Raw genomic sequence first — 14293 nt, 5'->3', positions numbered from 1 at the left:
GCCGCGCGCCGCCACCCATATCCGCAGCCTTCGCCCGCGCCGGGCTTTATTTTCGCCTCGGGGCGCCTTAACGAGAACGCGACGCCGCCCGCCGAGAGGCGGCGGCCCGACTGGCTGAGAAACCCTGAACGGAGGTGGACGTGGCTGAAGATCCGCAGGATAAAGCCAAGCTCGTCGAAGAGATCATCGAGGTCATCGCCAAGGAAGGCATGATCGACCGCACAAAGGTCACGCCCGATGCGACGATCGAGAGCCTCGGCCTCAAATCGGTCGATATCGTCATGATTCTCACGGCGCTCGAGGAAAAGTTCAACGTCTATATCCCGATGGATGGCGCGCTTCAGGACGCCAAGAATGTCGAGGGATTGATCGACGCCATCGCCGAATATGTGTCGAAAGAGAGAGAGAAACAATAATATGGCCGCTTCGTCCGGGGGCGTCGGCGAGCGTCGAGTGGTGATTTCGGGCATGGGCGCCGTCTCGGCGGCGGGCGTCGGCGCCGCGGCGCTGTGGACGGCGGCCCGAGACGGCGTCTCGCAAATCCGGCCGCTCGTGACCGAATATCCCTATGACGGCCGCATCAGGATCGCGGCGCAGGTTCCCGGCTTCGATCCGTCGCAATATCTCGAGAAGGCGCTTCTCACCTTCTGCGATCCGTTCACGCAATTCACGCTGGTGGCCGCCGATGAGGCGGTCGCCCAGGCCGGCTTTGCGCGCGAGGAGCTCTCCGGCCCGCGCGTCGGCGTCATCGTCGGCTCCGGCATCGGCGGGATGACGACGATCGACAATGGCCTGCGCCATTACTATCAGGAGCGCATCAGGCCCGATCCGTTCAGCGTCCCGCGCCTCATTCCGAGCGCCGCGCCGACGACGCTCGGCATGCGCTACTCCGCCAATGGCCCGACTTTCGCGCTCGGCAGCGCCTGCTCCTCGGCGAGCCAGGCGGTGGGTCTCGGCGCGCAGATGATCCGCTTCGGCCTCATGGACCGCGCCATTGTCGGCGGCGCCGAGGCCTGCGTCATCAACGGCACCATCCGCGCCTGGGAAGGGCTGCGGGTGATGACGCCGGATTTCTGCCGCCCCTTCTCCATGGGCCGCAATGGCATGAGCCTCGGCGAAGGCGCCGCGGTCTTCGTGCTGGAGACGCTGGAATCGGCGCAAAAGCGCGGCCATGCGCCGCTCTGCGAGCTCGCCGGCTATGGCACGACGAGCGACGCCAAGGATTTCGTGCGTCCCGATCTCGACGGGATGATCGGCGCGATGCAGGCGGCCCTCGCCGACGCCGGGCTGGGGCCGGAGGCGATCGACTATCTCAACGCCCATGGCACGGCGACCCACGCCAATGACGTCACCGAGGCAGCCGCCATCGGCCGCGTGTTCGGCGAGCGCGCGGCGCATCTGCCGGTCTCCTCCACCAAGCCGATCCACGGCCACGCTCTGGGCGCCAGCGCCGGGCTCGAGCTGGCGCTGACGATCCGCGCGCTGCAGGAGCAGATCGCGCCGCCGACGATCAATTTCCTCGATTTCGATCCGCGCTGCCCGATCGACGCCGTGCCCAATGAGGCGCGCCGCGTCGAGATTCGCACGGCCATGTCCAACTCCTTCGCCTTTGGCGGCATCAACGCCGTGCTGATCGTGCGCGCGCTCGCGGGAGAGGCCTAGATGGCCGATGCGCCCGAGAGCGGCGAGACGCGGGTCGGCCCGCTGCGCGTCGTGGCGGATGAGGAGCGCATCGCGCGCTATCGCCGCGAGACCGGCTTTCCCGACACGCTGGAGAAGATCGTGCCGGTCGCCTTTCCCGCCGTGTGGATGACGGCCAAGGAGATCGAGACCGCGATCCGCGATTTTTTGGCGGACGCCGATGTGGTTGCGGTGCACGAGTCGCAGAGCTTCCATTATTTCGCGCCGCTGCGCGTCGGCGAGAGCTATGATTTGACCGTCTCCATGCGCCGCGAGGCCGAGCCGCCGCGCCTTGCCGTCAACGGCAACCTCACGACGATCGGCGGCGAGCCGCGCCTGCACGCCGAGACGCTTCTGCGCATCGTGCCGCGCCCCGCTGGCCTCGGGAGCGCCCCGTGAGCGGCGCCTATCTGCCCACGGTCGGCGAGCGCCTGCCGGACTGGCGGATCGGCCCCTTCGACGCCGCCGCGCTCGCCGCCTATGCGGAGGCCTCCGGCGACGCCAATCCGCTGCATCTCGACGATGATCTGGCGCGCGCCATCGGCTTTCCCGCGCCGCCGGTCCATGGCATGAAGCTTCTCGCCGCCTTCGAGCCGCTGCTCAGCGCCTGGCGGCGCGATTTGTTTCTGGCGCGGCTCTCCGGCAAATTCGTGCAGCCGGTGCTGCGCGGCGAGGCGGTGACGCTCACCGCCCGCGTGCTGCGCTCATCCCCCCAGGAGGGAGTGTTCTTGCGACTTCTGGCCTATGGCGAAACACGGGCGCCGGCGATCGTCGGCGAGGCGCTGATGACCCTGCCGCGAAAGTTCCGCCCGTGAAGCGCGGCGCGCGGCGCATTCTCGTCACTGGCGCGTCCAGCGGCATCGGCCGCGCGCTGGCGCTGCGCTATGCGCAGGAGGGGCGCAGCCTCGCCCTCTTCGGCCGCGACGCCGCGCGGCTGGAGGCGGTCGCCGCCGACTGCCGGGCCAAGGGCGCCGAGGTGGACGTCGCCATCGCCGATGTGCGCGACCGCGCCGCTATGGCGGAGCGCATCGCCGCGGCGGATGCGCGCGAGCCGCTCGATATCGTCATCGCCAACGCCGGCGTCTCCACCGGCCTCTCCCGCGGCCAGATCGCCGAGGATCCCGAGGCGGTTCGCGGCACGCTGTCGATCAATGTGCTCGGCGTGTTCAACACGGTGGAGCCCGCCATTGACGCGATGACGGCGCGGGGGCGCGGGCAGATCGCCGTCGTCGGCTCCATGGCCGGGCTGCGCGGCCTGCCCTATTCGCCGGCCTATTGCGCCAGCAAGGCGGCGGTTCACCTCTATGCAGATTCACTGCGCGGCGCTCTCGCCCCGCATGGCGTGCATGTGAGCCTCATCGTCCCCGGCTTCGTGGCGACGCCGATGACCGACAAGCTGCAAGCGTGGCAGGCCGGCAAGGTCAGCGACGAGAAAGCCGCGGAGATCATCATGCGGGGTCTCGACCGCCGCGCCGCCGTGATCGCCTTTCCGCTCTTCGTCTATTATGCGATGAAGCTGTTTGCGATGCTGCCGCCCCGCACCGTCGATTCGGTCATGCGGCTCTTCGAAGTGTCCGTGCCTCAGACCCATGAACGGGAGAAGCCGTGATCGACAGCATCCTGTATTCGCTCGTCGTTCTGTCGGCTGTGTTCTGGGCCTGCTCCGCCTTGCTGCTGCTTCTCTCGGTGACGGCGGCGCTCGTTCACCCCTGGCTCATCGCACGGCGCGGAACCTGCCGGGAGCAGCCGCCCGTCTCTCTCGTCCTGCCGGTGAAGATGCTCGACCAGGGTTTCGAGCGCGCTCAGGAATCGGCTCTCGCGCAGACTTATCCACAATTCGAGGCGCTGGCCTCGGCGACGGAAGCGGAATCCCCCGCAATTGCGGCGATGCGCGACATTTTCACGCGCCATCCGCAGATCGAATCGCGCGTCCTGCACTCCACGGCGCGTTTCGCCGCGAGTCCCAAGGTCGACAATCTCTTCGCGCCCGTCAACGCGGCGCGCAATGATGTGATCTTCATGAAGGACTCCAACATCGTGCTGGAGCCGGACGATCTCGCCGAGACGATGCGCCATTTGAAGCCCGGCGTCGGCATGGTTTGCGCTATTCCCTATGCCGCGCGGCCGGAGAATTTCGCCGCGCTGGTCGAGGCCGGCATAATGAACGGCCCGCATCAGCGCATGCTGTTCGCGGCCTCCGTGCTCGGCGGCGGCTTCGGCGTCGGCAAGATCATGCTGTTTCGCCGCAGCGATTTTCTGCGCGCCGGCGGCTTTCCGGCGATCGCGCATACGGTGGGCGAGGACAACGCCACCGCCAAGGCGCTGGGCCGCATCAAGCTTCGCACCGTCTTCTCGCATCGGCTGGTGCGGCAGGAATTGGGCGAGCGCAATATCGTCGACATCTATAATCGGCAATTGCGCTGGAGCGTGGTGCGCCGCGACGACGAGATTCTCTCCTTCCTGGCCGAGCCTTTCTGCCAGGCGCTGCCGGCCTTCGCCGCGGCGGCGATCGGGGCGCCGCTCGTCGACGTCTCGCCCGTGGCGGCCTTGACCGTCACTTTTGGTTTGTGGCTAAGCTCGGAGACGCTGCTTTCCATCGCCAAGGGGTGGAAGGTATCTTGGGCCGCGCCGGTGATTTTTCTCTCGCGCGAGGCGTTGATGTTCGCAGTGTGGCTGCACGCTTGGACGGCCACCAAGGTCGTCTGGGCCAGGACGACGATCGACACGCGCTCCAGCGGCGAGGCCGCCGCCGCGACGGAGCCGCAAGTCGCGAAGGAAGAAGGATAAAACCGCTTGATCCTCGCTCTTCTGCAGTTTCTCGTCGATAGCGTCTGGCTCGTCGCGGCGCTGATCATGATCTCGATCGGCGCCGGCTTCGTCGCGATCATCGCCCGCTTCCTCTTCGATCAATTGCGCGGCGCGCGCGATCCCGAGGCCGTCGTCCTGCCCGAGGATGAGCTGCCGCATGTGCTGCTGCAAATCCCCGTCTTCAACGAGGCCGAGGTGACAGAGCAGGCGCTGCGCTGCGTCGCCGAGCTCGATTGGCCCAAGGATCGGCTGCATATTCAGCTGCTCGACGATTCGACCGACGAGACGCCCGTGCGCGCGGAAGCGGTCGCGATCGAGCTGCGCGCCAGAGGCGTCGACATTCATCACGTGCGCCGCGCCGATCGCTCCGGCTTCAAGGCCGGCGCCTGCGCCGAGGGGCTGAAGCTCTTCGACGCGCCCTATATCGCCATGCTTGACGCGGATTTCCGCCCGCCGGCCGATTGGCTGCGCCGCACAGTGCCGCTGCTGGTGAAGGACGATCGCGCCGGCTTCGTGCAATCGCGCTGCGAATTCTCCAATTATCGCAAGAATTGGCTGACGCGCGCGCAAGGTCTCGTGCAGGACGGCCATTTCCTCGTCGAGCAGCGCACGCGCGCGCTCGCCGGCTGGCTGTTCCAATTCAACGGCACCGGCGGCATCTGGCGCCGCCAGACGATCGAGGCCGTCGGCGGCTGGTCCGATTACTCGCTCTGCGAAGATTTGGACCTCACCGTGCGCGCGGCGCTCGGCGGATGGCATGGCATCTTCGTTTCCGAGCCGCCCATTCCCGGCCAAGTGCCGGAAGGCCTGCGCGACTATCGCCGCCAGCAGCGCCGCTGGTCCAACGGCTTCGTGCAAGTGGCGCAGAAGACCGTTCTGCCGCTGTGGAACGCGCCCTGGTCGCTGACCCGCCGCGTCGCGGCAATCGTGCTCATCGTGCATCAGATCTTTTTTCCGACGGCGGCGATCGGCCTCATCTGCCTGCTGCTCGGCGTGATCCTGCGCGGCTCGCTGACGCCCTATCTGCCGGTGCTGGAGTTCATCGGCGTCGAGACGCTGGTCGTCGTGGTCGGCTTCACGCTTCTGCCCTATCTGGCGCTGAAGCGCGGCGCGCTGACCGATTATGCGAAGACCATGGTCTCGGTGCCGCCGCTGATGATCTATCTCGCCTTCTCCAATGGCGCGAAGATCCTGCAGACGATGCGCGGCCGCAAATCCACCTTCAAGCGCACGCCCAAGACGGAAGTGACGGCGGCGACGATTCAGGAAGCGGAGTGAGATGGAGCGAGTAGCGAGTAGCGAGTAGCGAGTAGAATTATCTTACTATTCGCTATTCGCTATTCGCTATTCGCTATTCGCTAAATTTCACGCATGTCCCGCGGCGGACGACAGCCGCGCCAGATCGATGCCGATGAGGCCCAGAGCGCGCGCATATTTCGACTCGAGATCGGAGTCGAACAAAATGGAAGGATCGGCCGGGCAGTTGAGCCAGCCATTGTGCTGGATCTCATTCTCGAGCTGGCCGGGGTCCCAGCCGGCGTAGCCCAGCGCCAGCAGCGCCTGATTAGGCCCCTCGCCAGAGGCGATGGCGCGCAGAATGTCGATCGTGGCGGTCAAGGACACGCCATCGTCGATCGGCAGCGTCGAATTGTCGATGAAGAAATCCGAGGAATGCAGCACGAAGCCGCGGTCGGTCTGCACCGGGCCGCCCTGCAGCACTTGTATGGTCTCGGTCTCCTTGGGCAGGCTGATGCGCTCCTGCGGCGCGATGATCTGCAGCTGCACAAGAAGATCGGGGAAATTACGGACCTGCGAGGGCTGGTTTACGACAATGCCCATGGCGCCGTCTTCCGAATGGGCGCAGAGATAGATGACCGAGCGCGCGAAACGCTCGTCGACCATGCCGGGCATCGCCACGAGCATCTGCCCGTCGAGATAGCGCCTGCCGGAAGATTTGGAGCCCGCGCCCGTCTCGCGCCCCGCCTCGGGACCGCGGATGATCGGAACGGAGGAGCCGGCGACGCGCGAGCCCGCCGACCGCCGGGCTGCGCGGGCGGCCGATTTCTCGAGGCCTTGTTTCTTGCCGACCGGGCTCATAGGGTCATACTACCCGCGGCGCAAACGCATAACAAGCGCCGTTCGACTGAGCAAAAAGCCGGCGCGGGGGGCGCCCCGAGGACCTCGATATGCATGCACGAAATCTGGCGGCGGCCGCGCTCGCCCTGGCGTCGCTCGCCTCGCCAGCGGCCGCGCAGGACGGGGACTTCGCCACCCCCTTCGCCCGCGCCGCGCATTCGGCGGCCCGTCTCCTCTCGGCCGGCGCGCCGAGCGGGGGCGTCTATCGCCTGGGCGTCGAGATCGCGCTCGATCCGGGAACCGTCACCTATTGGCGCAGCCCCGGCGACGCCGGCGCGCCGCCCGTCCTCGATTTCTCGGGCTCGGAGAATGTCGCCGCCGTGGAGACGCTCTATCCGGCGCCCAAGCATATCGCCGAGGCCGGAATGACGGTCGCCGGCTATGACGAGAGCTTGGTTTTTCCGCTGCGCGTCACCGCGAAAAAGGCGGGCGCGCCGGTCGTGCTGAAGCTGGCGCTGGACTATGCGGCCTGTGCGCAAATCTGCCTTCCTGCAAAGGCGAAGCTCTCGCTGGCGCTGCCCGAGGCGGGGGCCTCGCCCTTCGCCGAGCGGCTGGCGGCGGCGGAGACTTTGGTTCCCCGGCCGATCGGCGCCGGCGAGGCCAAGAAATTTGTGGAGGTCGCGCGCGCCGGCGCAGGCGCGTGGCGGCTGCGCTATCTCGGGCCGGGCAAGGCCGCGGATGTCTTCATCGAGGCGCCGGAGCCCTACATCATCGACAGCGCCGCCGATGGAAAAGGCGGTTTCGAGCTGAAGCTCGGCGAAGGAAAGCTGGAGGGCGCGATCGAAGCCCGCGCGACGATCCGCACCGAAAAGGGCGGGGTGGAGCTGCCGCTGACACTGGATTGAGGCTCTCGATTCCCTTGTTCTGTCGTGTTTTCTTCACGCGAACCGGTTCCCACTTTGCTCGAAAACACTCCAAACAATAAGAAGGGCGCGGCCGAAGCCGCGCCCAGTGAGAAGAAGAGCTCTGCATTCTTCGATATGGTATTTAGAGTCTCATTCGACAAGGGGCGATCGGCGCGCTCGCCCGCTCATCGCGATCTCGACTGAAACGGCGCCATGCCCTTGCGGGCGAGGGCGTCGGCGCGCTCGTTCATCTCGTCGCCGGCGTGCCCGCGCACCCAATGCCAGGCGATCTCGTGACGCTCGGTCGCAGCGTCGAGGCGTGTCCACAGATCGATATTCTTGACCGGCTTGCGGTCGGCCGTCTTCCAGCCGCGCGCCTTCCAGCCCTTGAGCCAGGAGGTGATCCCATCGCGCAAATATTGCGAATCCGTGTGCAGATCGACAGTGCAGGCGCGGGTCAGCGCCTCCAGCGCCTCGATCGCGGCGGTGAGCTCCATGCGATTATTGGTGGTCGCCGCCTCGCCGCCGCAAATCTCCTTCTCGCGCTCGCCGAAACGCAGAATCGCGCCCCAGCCGCCGGGGCCGGGATTGCCGGAGCAGGCTCCATCCGTCCAAATGGCGACGCGCCCGCTCATGCGCTGAGGCCATAGTCGCGAGCGGCGCGAATCGTCCGGTGGAAGCGCAGGCGGGCGAGATATTCGCGCGGGTCCTTGGGCCGCACCAGCGCGCCCGGCGGCACATTCAGCCAATCGACGAAGCGCGTCAGCAGAAAGCGCAGGGCCGCGCCGCGCGCGAGCAGCGGGAACGCCTCCACCTCCGCCGCCGTCAGCGGACGCGCACGCGCGTAAGACGCCAGCAGCGCGGCGCCCTTCTCGGCGTCATAGCTTCCGGCCGCGTCGAAGCACCAAGCGTTGAGGCAGATGGCGAGATCATAGGCCAGCGAGTCGACGCAGGCGAAATAGAAATCGATGAGGCCGGAGACGCGATCGCCGAGGAAGAACACATTGTCCGGAAAAAGATCGGCGTGGATCACGCCCTCCGGCAGGCCGCGGGGCCAATCGCGCTCCAGCGTCTCCAGCTCCGTGGCGACGATCTCGCCCAAATCCTCCGCCACCTCGCCGGCGCGGGCGGAAAAAGGCGCATAGAGCGGCCGCCAGCCGCCGACCGACAAAGCATTGGCGCGACGCAGCGGAAAATCCGCCCCCGCCAGATGCAATTGCGCCAGCGCTTCGCCGAGCCGCGCGCAATGAGCGGGCTCGGGGTGATGGATGGAATAGCCGTCGAGAAAAGTGACGATCGCCGCCGGCCGGTCCGCCAGCCGCCCCAGCGCCGCGCCGGCGCGGTCGCGCACCGGCTGCGGACAGCCGAGGCCCTTGGCGGAGAGGTGCTCCATCAGCCCCAGGAAGAAGGGCAGATCGGCCTCGGCGACGCGCTTCTCATAGAGGGTGAGGATGAAGCTGCCGGCGCTCGTATGCAGGTAATAATTGGAGTTCTCGACTCCTTCGGCGATGCCCTTGCAGGACAAGAGCGCGCCGAGGTCGTAGCCGGCGAGAAAGCCGATCAGCTCCTCGTCGTCGACATCCGTGTAGACGGCCATGAGTTCCGCGCGGTTGGAGAAAAGCCGGGCGCGTCAAGCGTGCGCGCGCAGCTCCTTGGGAAGCGGGAAGGCGACATCCTCCAGCGCGGCGGACACGGTCTCGACCGAGATCTCATAGCGCTCGGCGAAAGCCTCCATGATCTCCTCGACGAGCACCTCCGGCGCCGAGGCCCCGGCGCTGATGCCGAGCGAGCCTATGCCGGTGAACATGCTCCAATCGATCTCGCTGCGGCCCTGGACGAGCTGGGCGGGCGCGCCGGCGCGCTCCGCCACCTCGCGCAGGCGCTGCGAGTTGGAGGAATTGGGCGAGCCGACCACGATCACCGCATCGACCTGCGGCGCGACCTGCTTGACCGCGCCCTGGCGATTGGTGGTCGCATAGCAGATGTCCTCCTTGTGCGGACCGACGATCTGCGGGAAGCGCCGCGTCAGCGCGCTGACGATCTCCTGCGAATCGTCGAGCGACAGAGTGGTCTGCGTCACATAGGCGAGATCGGCCACATCCTCGAGCTGCAGCTCGGCCACCGCCTGGACCGATTCGACCAGCACCACCGCGCCCGGCGGCAGCTGGCCCATGGTGCCGACCACCTCCGGATGGCCGGAATGGCCGACGAGCAGCACTTTTCGCCCACGCTTGTGATGAATTTCCGCCTCGCGATGCACCTTCGTCACCAGCGGGCAAGTGGCGTCGATCGCCAGAAGATTGCGCGAGGCGGCCTCGGCGGAAACCGATTTGGCGACGCCATGGGCGGAGAAGATCACCGGCGCCTTGGTGTCCGGCACCTCCTCCAGCTCCTCGACGAAGATCGCGCCCTTGGCCTTCAGCGCCTCGACCACATAGCGATTATGGACGATCTCGTGCCGCACATAGACGGGCGGACCGAATTTGGCGAGCGCCCGCTCCACCGCGTCGATCGCGCGCACGACGCCGGCGCAAAAGCCCCGCGGCGAGCACAGCAGAATCTTCAACGGCGGCTTTGACGACGGGCGATGCTGAATATTCATCCTCTAGCGCCTCTTGATCGAAAGGGGGCGGCCGAAACACGCCGCGCTGTGATGTCCCGCGTGAGGAAAGGTGTCAAGCCGAGGGTCCGCTCACTCGCGGGCCGCCCGAAAATCTGCTACACGGACGATCGACGAAGACTGGCCGCGCCAATGCCGGAGTGTCTCGCGGCCCATCTCGCGGTCTATGAGGGGACGGGGGCGAATATGTCGAATATCGTCGATATAATACAGTCCGCTCAAGGCGGCCAGATCATCGAAAATCTCTCCGATCGCTTCGGCCTCGCGTCCTGGCAGACGCGATCGGCGGTCGAATCGCTGCTGCCGGCGCTGGTCGCGGCGCTGCGCAAGGCGGCCGAAGCGCCCGATTCGCTGCGCCCCGTCCTCGACGCGGCCAATGATTCCGCCCATCGCGCCGCTTTCGAGAGCGCCGAGGAGGCCCATTCGCAGGCCAGCGTCGAAGGCGGCGACGCCATTGTCGCGCATCTCTTCGGCTCCGCCTCGGCCGCCGGCGAGGTCTCGCAATTCGTTGCGCGCGACAGCGGCCTGCGCGCCGATGTGCTGCAGCGCCTGCTGCCGATTCTCGTCTCCGTCGCCGCCGGCGGCCTCGGCTCGACGCTGGAGCGCCAGAGCGCCGCGGAGCCCCCTGCTCCCTCGCCGGCGCCGACGCCCGCGCCCTCGGGCGGCTGGCTGAGCGCGCTTTTTGGAACTTTTTTCGGGGCGAAGCCGGCCCCGCAACCGCAGGCGGCCCCGCCGGCCGAGCCTACCGACGCGCTGGAAGCCGCGCTGACGAAGATTCGCGAGACGCTCGCGCCCGCCGCCGGCGCCGAGCAGCAGGCCGGGCTCGACGAATTGCTGGGACGGATCTTCGCCTCGTCGAAGGGCTGACGGCTCAGGTCAGATTATTGGCGACGGGCAGATAATAGGCCGCCGAGAGCTTGGTGCCGATAATGCGCGTCGCCGCCAGGATCACGATCGAGAGAAAAAAGCCGACCATCGCATATTCGAGTGTGGTCGCTCCGCTCTCGTCGGCCAGAAATCGTCGCAGGCAATTCGGCATGGATCAAATTCCTCGAGCGGTCTGGCCGGGTGGCGGGCGTTGCGTCTCATAGGACGAAAACGCGGCCTTCTCGGTAACAGAAACATAAGCTTAATTCGTCTCGAAAGCGTTAAGCCAGCCGCCGCCCCGGCGCCGCGCGCGGCGGGGCGGTCTTGCGCGCGGGCGGCTTTTCCGCCAATTCAGCAGCCGGAACGCATATTGCTTCGGCGCCTACGCCGGAAGCGCTGTGGTTCGCGCCCGCTCTTTCGCGCCCGCCGAAAGGGAAGTCGACCTATATGGACCGCTGCGCCGGTCCTCACTGAAAGTTGCTGATGGCTCGCGACGTAAACGATACGACGCCGATCACGTCGCGCAATGCGCTCGTGGAGTGGTTCGAGGCTGGCGTTAAGACGCCCGATGATCTCAATGTCGGGACAGAACATGAGAAAATCGCGTTTTTCGACGCGAGCCGCGCGCCGGTGCCCTATACGTCGCCGGCCGGCGGCATAAAGGATCTGCTGGAAGGGCTGGGCGCAGCGCTCGGCTGGGAGCCGATCACCGACCGCGAGGCGATCATCGGCCTCTATGATCCGCATGGCATAGGAGCCATATCGCTGGAGCCGGGCGGACAGTTCGAGCTCTCCGGCGCGCCGCTGCCCACCGTCCATGGCGTGAAGGCCGAGCTCGACGTCCATTTCGCGGCGCTGGAGCCGGTGGCGCGCCGTTTCGGCATCTCCTTCCTCGATCTCGGCGCGAGCCCGAAGTGGCGGCGCAGCGAGACCCCTGCGATGCCCAAGCAGCGCTACGGGATCATGGCCTCCTATATGCCGAAGGTCGGCTCGCTCGGACTCGACATGATGTTCCGCACGGCGACCATTCAGGTCAATCTCGACTATACGTCCGAGAAGGACATGGTCGACAAGCTGCGCGTCGGCCTGGCGCTGCAGCCGATGGTCACGGCGCTCTTCGCCAATTCGCCCTTCATCGACGGCGAGCCGTCCGGCTTTCTGTCACAGCGCTCGCAGATCTGGCGCGACACCGACGCCGCCCGCACCGGAATGCTGCCCTTCGCCTTCGAGCCCGGCATGGGCTTCGAGCGCTATGTGGATTACGCCCTGGACGTGCCGCTCTATTTCGTGAAGCGCGGCGAGGTCTATCACGATGTCGCCGGCGCCAGCTTCCGCGATCTCCTGGACGGCAAGCTCGCCGCTTTGCCCGGCGAGCGCGCGACAATGTCGGACTGGGCCAATCATCTCGGCGCCATTTTCCCGGAGGCGCGGCTGAAGCGCTATCTCGAGATGCGCGGCGCCGATGGCGGGCCGCGCTCGCATATGACCGCTCTGCCGGCGCTTTTCGTCGGCCTCTTCTACGATCGCGCGGCGCTGGACGGCGCTCTGGCGCTGATCGAGGGCTGGAGCGCCGAGGAGCGCGAGGCGCTGCGCGCCGATGTTCCGCGCCTCGCCTTGGAGGCGCGCATCGGCGGACGCCGCGCGCTCGACATTGCGCGCGACATGCTGGCTCTGGCCCGCGGCGGCCTCGCCCGCCGGGCGAAGCTGGATGCGCAAGGCCGCGACGAGACCATCTATCTCGCGCCGCTGGAGGAGATCGCCGAGACGGGCCGCACCTTGGCGCAGCAGCGGCTCGAGGCCTATCACGGAAGATGGGGCCGCTCGGTCGATCCGGCCTTCACGGATTGCCTGCTGTAAGAGGAGAGCGACGCGCTGCGCCTCGTGGCGCGCGTCGATCGAAGCGAAGATGCGCGAAGCGAAAAGCGCCCCCTCCCTCACCCTCCCCCGCTATCGCGGAAGAGGGTGAGGGAGGGGGCGCTTTTCCGACTCTAGGGCTCGAATGACGCGCGCGTTCAGCGCGCGTAGAGGCCGGGGGCTCCCGGCGCGCGCACATAGGAATGGCCGATCGGCCGCACGCCGGCCTGCCCCCAGCCGGGGCCGAGATCGCCGGCGCGCACATGGCCGCCGAGACGCACGCAATTATCCGAGCCGGCAACCGGGACGAACCCCTCGCCGAAGCGGGCGCAACGCCCGCCGGCGGGAATCGTGCCGGTCGTCTGCGCCTCCGCGGCCGGCGCGCCGACGACGGCGCAAAGGCACAGGCAGGCGAAAAGACGGCGGGCGTCGAGCCCGCGAGCTTCGGCGGTGAAAACGGTCATTCGCAGATCAGCCTCGAAAATGTCTCGCATCGCAACAACCGAGTCGACGCGCTTTGCGCCGCGTCCCGATGTTGCCGCCCGATGTTTACCAACTCGTTACTTCGCACGCTTCGACGCGAGGGGTCACGCGACGGCGACCACTTAGGTCCAATAAGGTCGAACAATCGTGGCAGGATCGTGTCGCTCGGGAAGGCCATCAGCGCCAATCGCCGAGAACAGCTTGCACCACCGTCAGCGCCGCGACGGCGGCCGTGTCCGCCCGCAAGATGCGCGGGCCGAGCGAGAGGCGCGCGACGAGCGGCGCGGCGAGGATCGCCTCCCGCTCGGCGGGATCGAAGCCCCCCTCCGGGCCGACCAGCACATCGACGCCCTGATGCGCCGGCGCCGCGCGCAGGGCCGTGACCGGATCGGCGCGCTCGGCGTCCTCGTCGCAGAAGACGAGCAGCCGCCCCGCCTCGCGCGCGGCGAGATAGGCCTCGAGCGCGACCTCCTCGACCACCTCCGGCACGCTCAGCACGCCGCATTGCTCGGCCGCCTCCACCACATTGGCGGCGAGGCGCTCCAGATTGACGCGGCGCGCCTGGGTGCGGCGGGTGATGATCGGAGCGAGGCGCGCCGCGCCCATCTCTGTCGCCTTTTGGGCCATATAATCGAGCCGCGCGTGCTTGAGCGGCGCGAAGCAGTAATGGAGATCGGCGCTCGCGGTCTGCGCGCGCAGGCGCTCCTTCGCGACGAGAATCGCCTTGCGCTTCGCCACTTCCTCGAGGCTCGCCCGCCATTCGCCGTCGCGGCCGTTGAACAGCAAGATCGCGTCGCCCTCGCGCAGGCGCAGCACATTCAACAGATAATTGAGCCGGTCGGCGTCCGGAATGATACGCGCGCCGGCCTCGAGGGGCGCCTCGACAAAGAGCCTCTGCGCAGAGAAATCATAACGTGACACGAGCTTTCCCGGAGGGTGAGAGCGGGCCGCCATCAAGCCGCCGCTTTATCCGCGAAACTGCCGGATGCTTGCAAGGGGC

At 67.2% G+C, this 14293-nt stretch carries 17 protein-coding genes; 10 read left to right on the top strand and 7 right to left on the bottom strand.

Annotation, left to right across the window (positions count from 1 at the left end; all coding sequences use genetic code 11):
* Positions 1 to 140: 140 nt before the first annotated feature.
* From EDE12_RS16695 to EDE12_RS16665, 7 genes are read left to right on the top strand one after another with little or no spacing between them, the layout of a single operon-like run.
* Positions 141 to 416 carry a phosphopantetheine-binding protein gene (locus tag EDE12_RS16695; RefSeq protein ID WP_026191495.1) on the top strand — a complete coding sequence of 92 codons (276 nt, stop codon included), beginning with the start codon at positions 141 to 143 and terminating at the stop codon, positions 414 to 416.
* A gap of 1 nt (position 417) precedes the next feature.
* On the top strand, positions 418 to 1662 hold the full coding sequence (locus tag EDE12_RS16690) for a beta-ketoacyl-[acyl-carrier-protein] synthase family protein (RefSeq protein WP_024878712.1): 1245 nt from the start codon (positions 418 to 420) through the stop codon (positions 1660 to 1662).
* Positions 1663 to 2079 carry a hypothetical protein gene (locus EDE12_RS16685; RefSeq protein ID WP_026600161.1) on the top strand — a complete coding sequence of 139 codons (417 nt, stop codon included), beginning with the start codon at positions 1663 to 1665 and terminating at the stop codon, positions 2077 to 2079.
* Complete coding sequence (locus EDE12_RS16680) at positions 2076 to 2495, top strand: MaoC family dehydratase (protein WP_026600160.1); 420 nt, start codon at positions 2076 to 2078, stop codon at positions 2493 to 2495. Before EDE12_RS16685 ends, EDE12_RS16680 begins: the two co-directional genes overlap by 4 nt.
* Complete coding sequence (locus EDE12_RS16675) at positions 2492 to 3289, top strand: SDR family NAD(P)-dependent oxidoreductase (RefSeq protein WP_024878709.1); 798 nt, start codon at positions 2492 to 2494, stop codon at positions 3287 to 3289. The genes EDE12_RS16680 and EDE12_RS16675 overlap by 4 nt, the downstream gene beginning before the upstream one ends.
* Positions 3286 to 4467, top strand: coding sequence for a glycosyltransferase (locus EDE12_RS16670; protein ID WP_026600159.1), 1182 nt, complete (start codon positions 3286 to 3288; stop codon positions 4465 to 4467). Before EDE12_RS16675 ends, EDE12_RS16670 begins: the two co-directional genes overlap by 4 nt.
* A gap of 6 nt (positions 4468 to 4473) precedes the next feature.
* On the top strand, positions 4474 to 5766 hold the full coding sequence (locus tag EDE12_RS16665) for a glycosyltransferase family 2 protein (RefSeq protein ID WP_198029897.1): 1293 nt from the start codon (positions 4474 to 4476) through the stop codon (positions 5764 to 5766).
* Between the two features lie 87 nt (positions 5767 to 5853).
* Here EDE12_RS16665 and EDE12_RS16660 read toward each other — a convergent pair whose 3' ends face one another.
* A complete protein-coding gene (locus EDE12_RS16660; protein WP_245267433.1) occupies positions 5854 to 6411 on the bottom strand; it encodes a YqgE/AlgH family protein in 558 nt (185 codons plus the stop codon).
* 263 nt (positions 6412 to 6674) lie between these two features.
* On the opposite strand from EDE12_RS16660, the gene EDE12_RS16655 reads away from it, so the two are divergent.
* Positions 6675 to 7469: a protein-disulfide reductase DsbD domain-containing protein gene (locus EDE12_RS16655; protein WP_024878705.1), complete on the top strand. Its 795-nt coding sequence runs from the start codon at positions 6675 to 6677 to the stop codon at positions 7467 to 7469.
* 185 nt (positions 7470 to 7654) lie between these two features.
* Here EDE12_RS16655 and rnhA read toward each other — a convergent pair whose 3' ends face one another.
* Genes rnhA through ispH form a run of 3 tightly spaced genes read right to left on the bottom strand, consistent with a single transcriptional unit; the run spans position 7655 to position 10071 of the window.
* Positions 7655 to 8104 carry a ribonuclease HI gene (rnhA, locus tag EDE12_RS16650; RefSeq protein ID WP_024878704.1) on the bottom strand — a complete coding sequence of 150 codons (450 nt, stop codon included), beginning with the start codon at positions 8102 to 8104 and terminating at the stop codon, positions 7655 to 7657.
* Entirely contained in the window at positions 8101 to 9066 is a 966-nt protein-coding gene (thrB, locus tag EDE12_RS16645) for a homoserine kinase (RefSeq protein ID WP_024878703.1), read from the bottom strand. The genes rnhA and thrB overlap by 4 nt, the downstream gene beginning before the upstream one ends.
* Before the next feature lie 33 nt (positions 9067 to 9099).
* Positions 9100 to 10071 carry a 4-hydroxy-3-methylbut-2-enyl diphosphate reductase gene (gene ispH, locus EDE12_RS16640; protein WP_024878702.1) on the bottom strand — a complete coding sequence of 324 codons (972 nt, stop codon included), beginning with the start codon at positions 10069 to 10071 and terminating at the stop codon, positions 9100 to 9102.
* A gap of 150 nt (positions 10072 to 10221) precedes the next feature.
* Here ispH and EDE12_RS16635 point away from each other — a divergent pair, with 150 nt between their 5' ends.
* A complete protein-coding gene (locus EDE12_RS16635) occupies positions 10222 to 10956 on the top strand; it encodes a DUF937 domain-containing protein (RefSeq protein WP_024878701.1) in 735 nt (244 codons plus the stop codon).
* A 4-nt stretch (positions 10957 to 10960) separates the two neighbouring features.
* Here EDE12_RS16635 and EDE12_RS16630 read toward each other — a convergent pair whose 3' ends face one another.
* Positions 10961 to 11128, bottom strand: a complete 168-nt coding sequence (locus tag EDE12_RS16630) for a pilus assembly protein (protein WP_024878700.1) — start codon at positions 11126 to 11128, stop codon at positions 10961 to 10963.
* 311 nt (positions 11129 to 11439) lie between these two features.
* Between EDE12_RS16630 and EDE12_RS16625 the strand changes: the two genes are divergently transcribed.
* A complete protein-coding gene (locus tag EDE12_RS16625) occupies positions 11440 to 12813 on the top strand; it encodes a glutamate--cysteine ligase (protein WP_026600156.1) in 1374 nt (457 codons plus the stop codon).
* Between the two features lie 155 nt (positions 12814 to 12968).
* Here EDE12_RS16625 and EDE12_RS16620 read toward each other — a convergent pair whose 3' ends face one another.
* Both EDE12_RS16620 and EDE12_RS16615 read right to left on the bottom strand, forming a co-directional pair.
* Positions 12969 to 13274 carry a hypothetical protein gene (locus tag EDE12_RS16620; RefSeq protein ID WP_134188176.1) on the bottom strand — a complete coding sequence of 102 codons (306 nt, stop codon included), beginning with the start codon at positions 13272 to 13274 and terminating at the stop codon, positions 12969 to 12971.
* A 196-nt stretch (positions 13275 to 13470) separates the two neighbouring features.
* The gene (locus EDE12_RS16615; protein ID WP_026600155.1) at positions 13471 to 14214 is read right to left on the bottom strand and encodes a 16S rRNA (uracil(1498)-N(3))-methyltransferase; all 744 of its coding nucleotides are present in this window, start codon (positions 14212 to 14214) and stop codon (positions 13471 to 13473) included.
* Positions 14215 to 14293 lie beyond the last annotated feature (79 nt).

Origin of the sequence: Methylosinus sp. sav-2, assembly GCF_004366495.1 — a bacterium.
Taxonomy (GTDB): domain Bacteria; phylum Pseudomonadota; class Alphaproteobacteria; order Rhizobiales; family Beijerinckiaceae; genus Methylosinus.
This window is presented reverse-complemented; position numbering and strand designations above follow the sequence as displayed.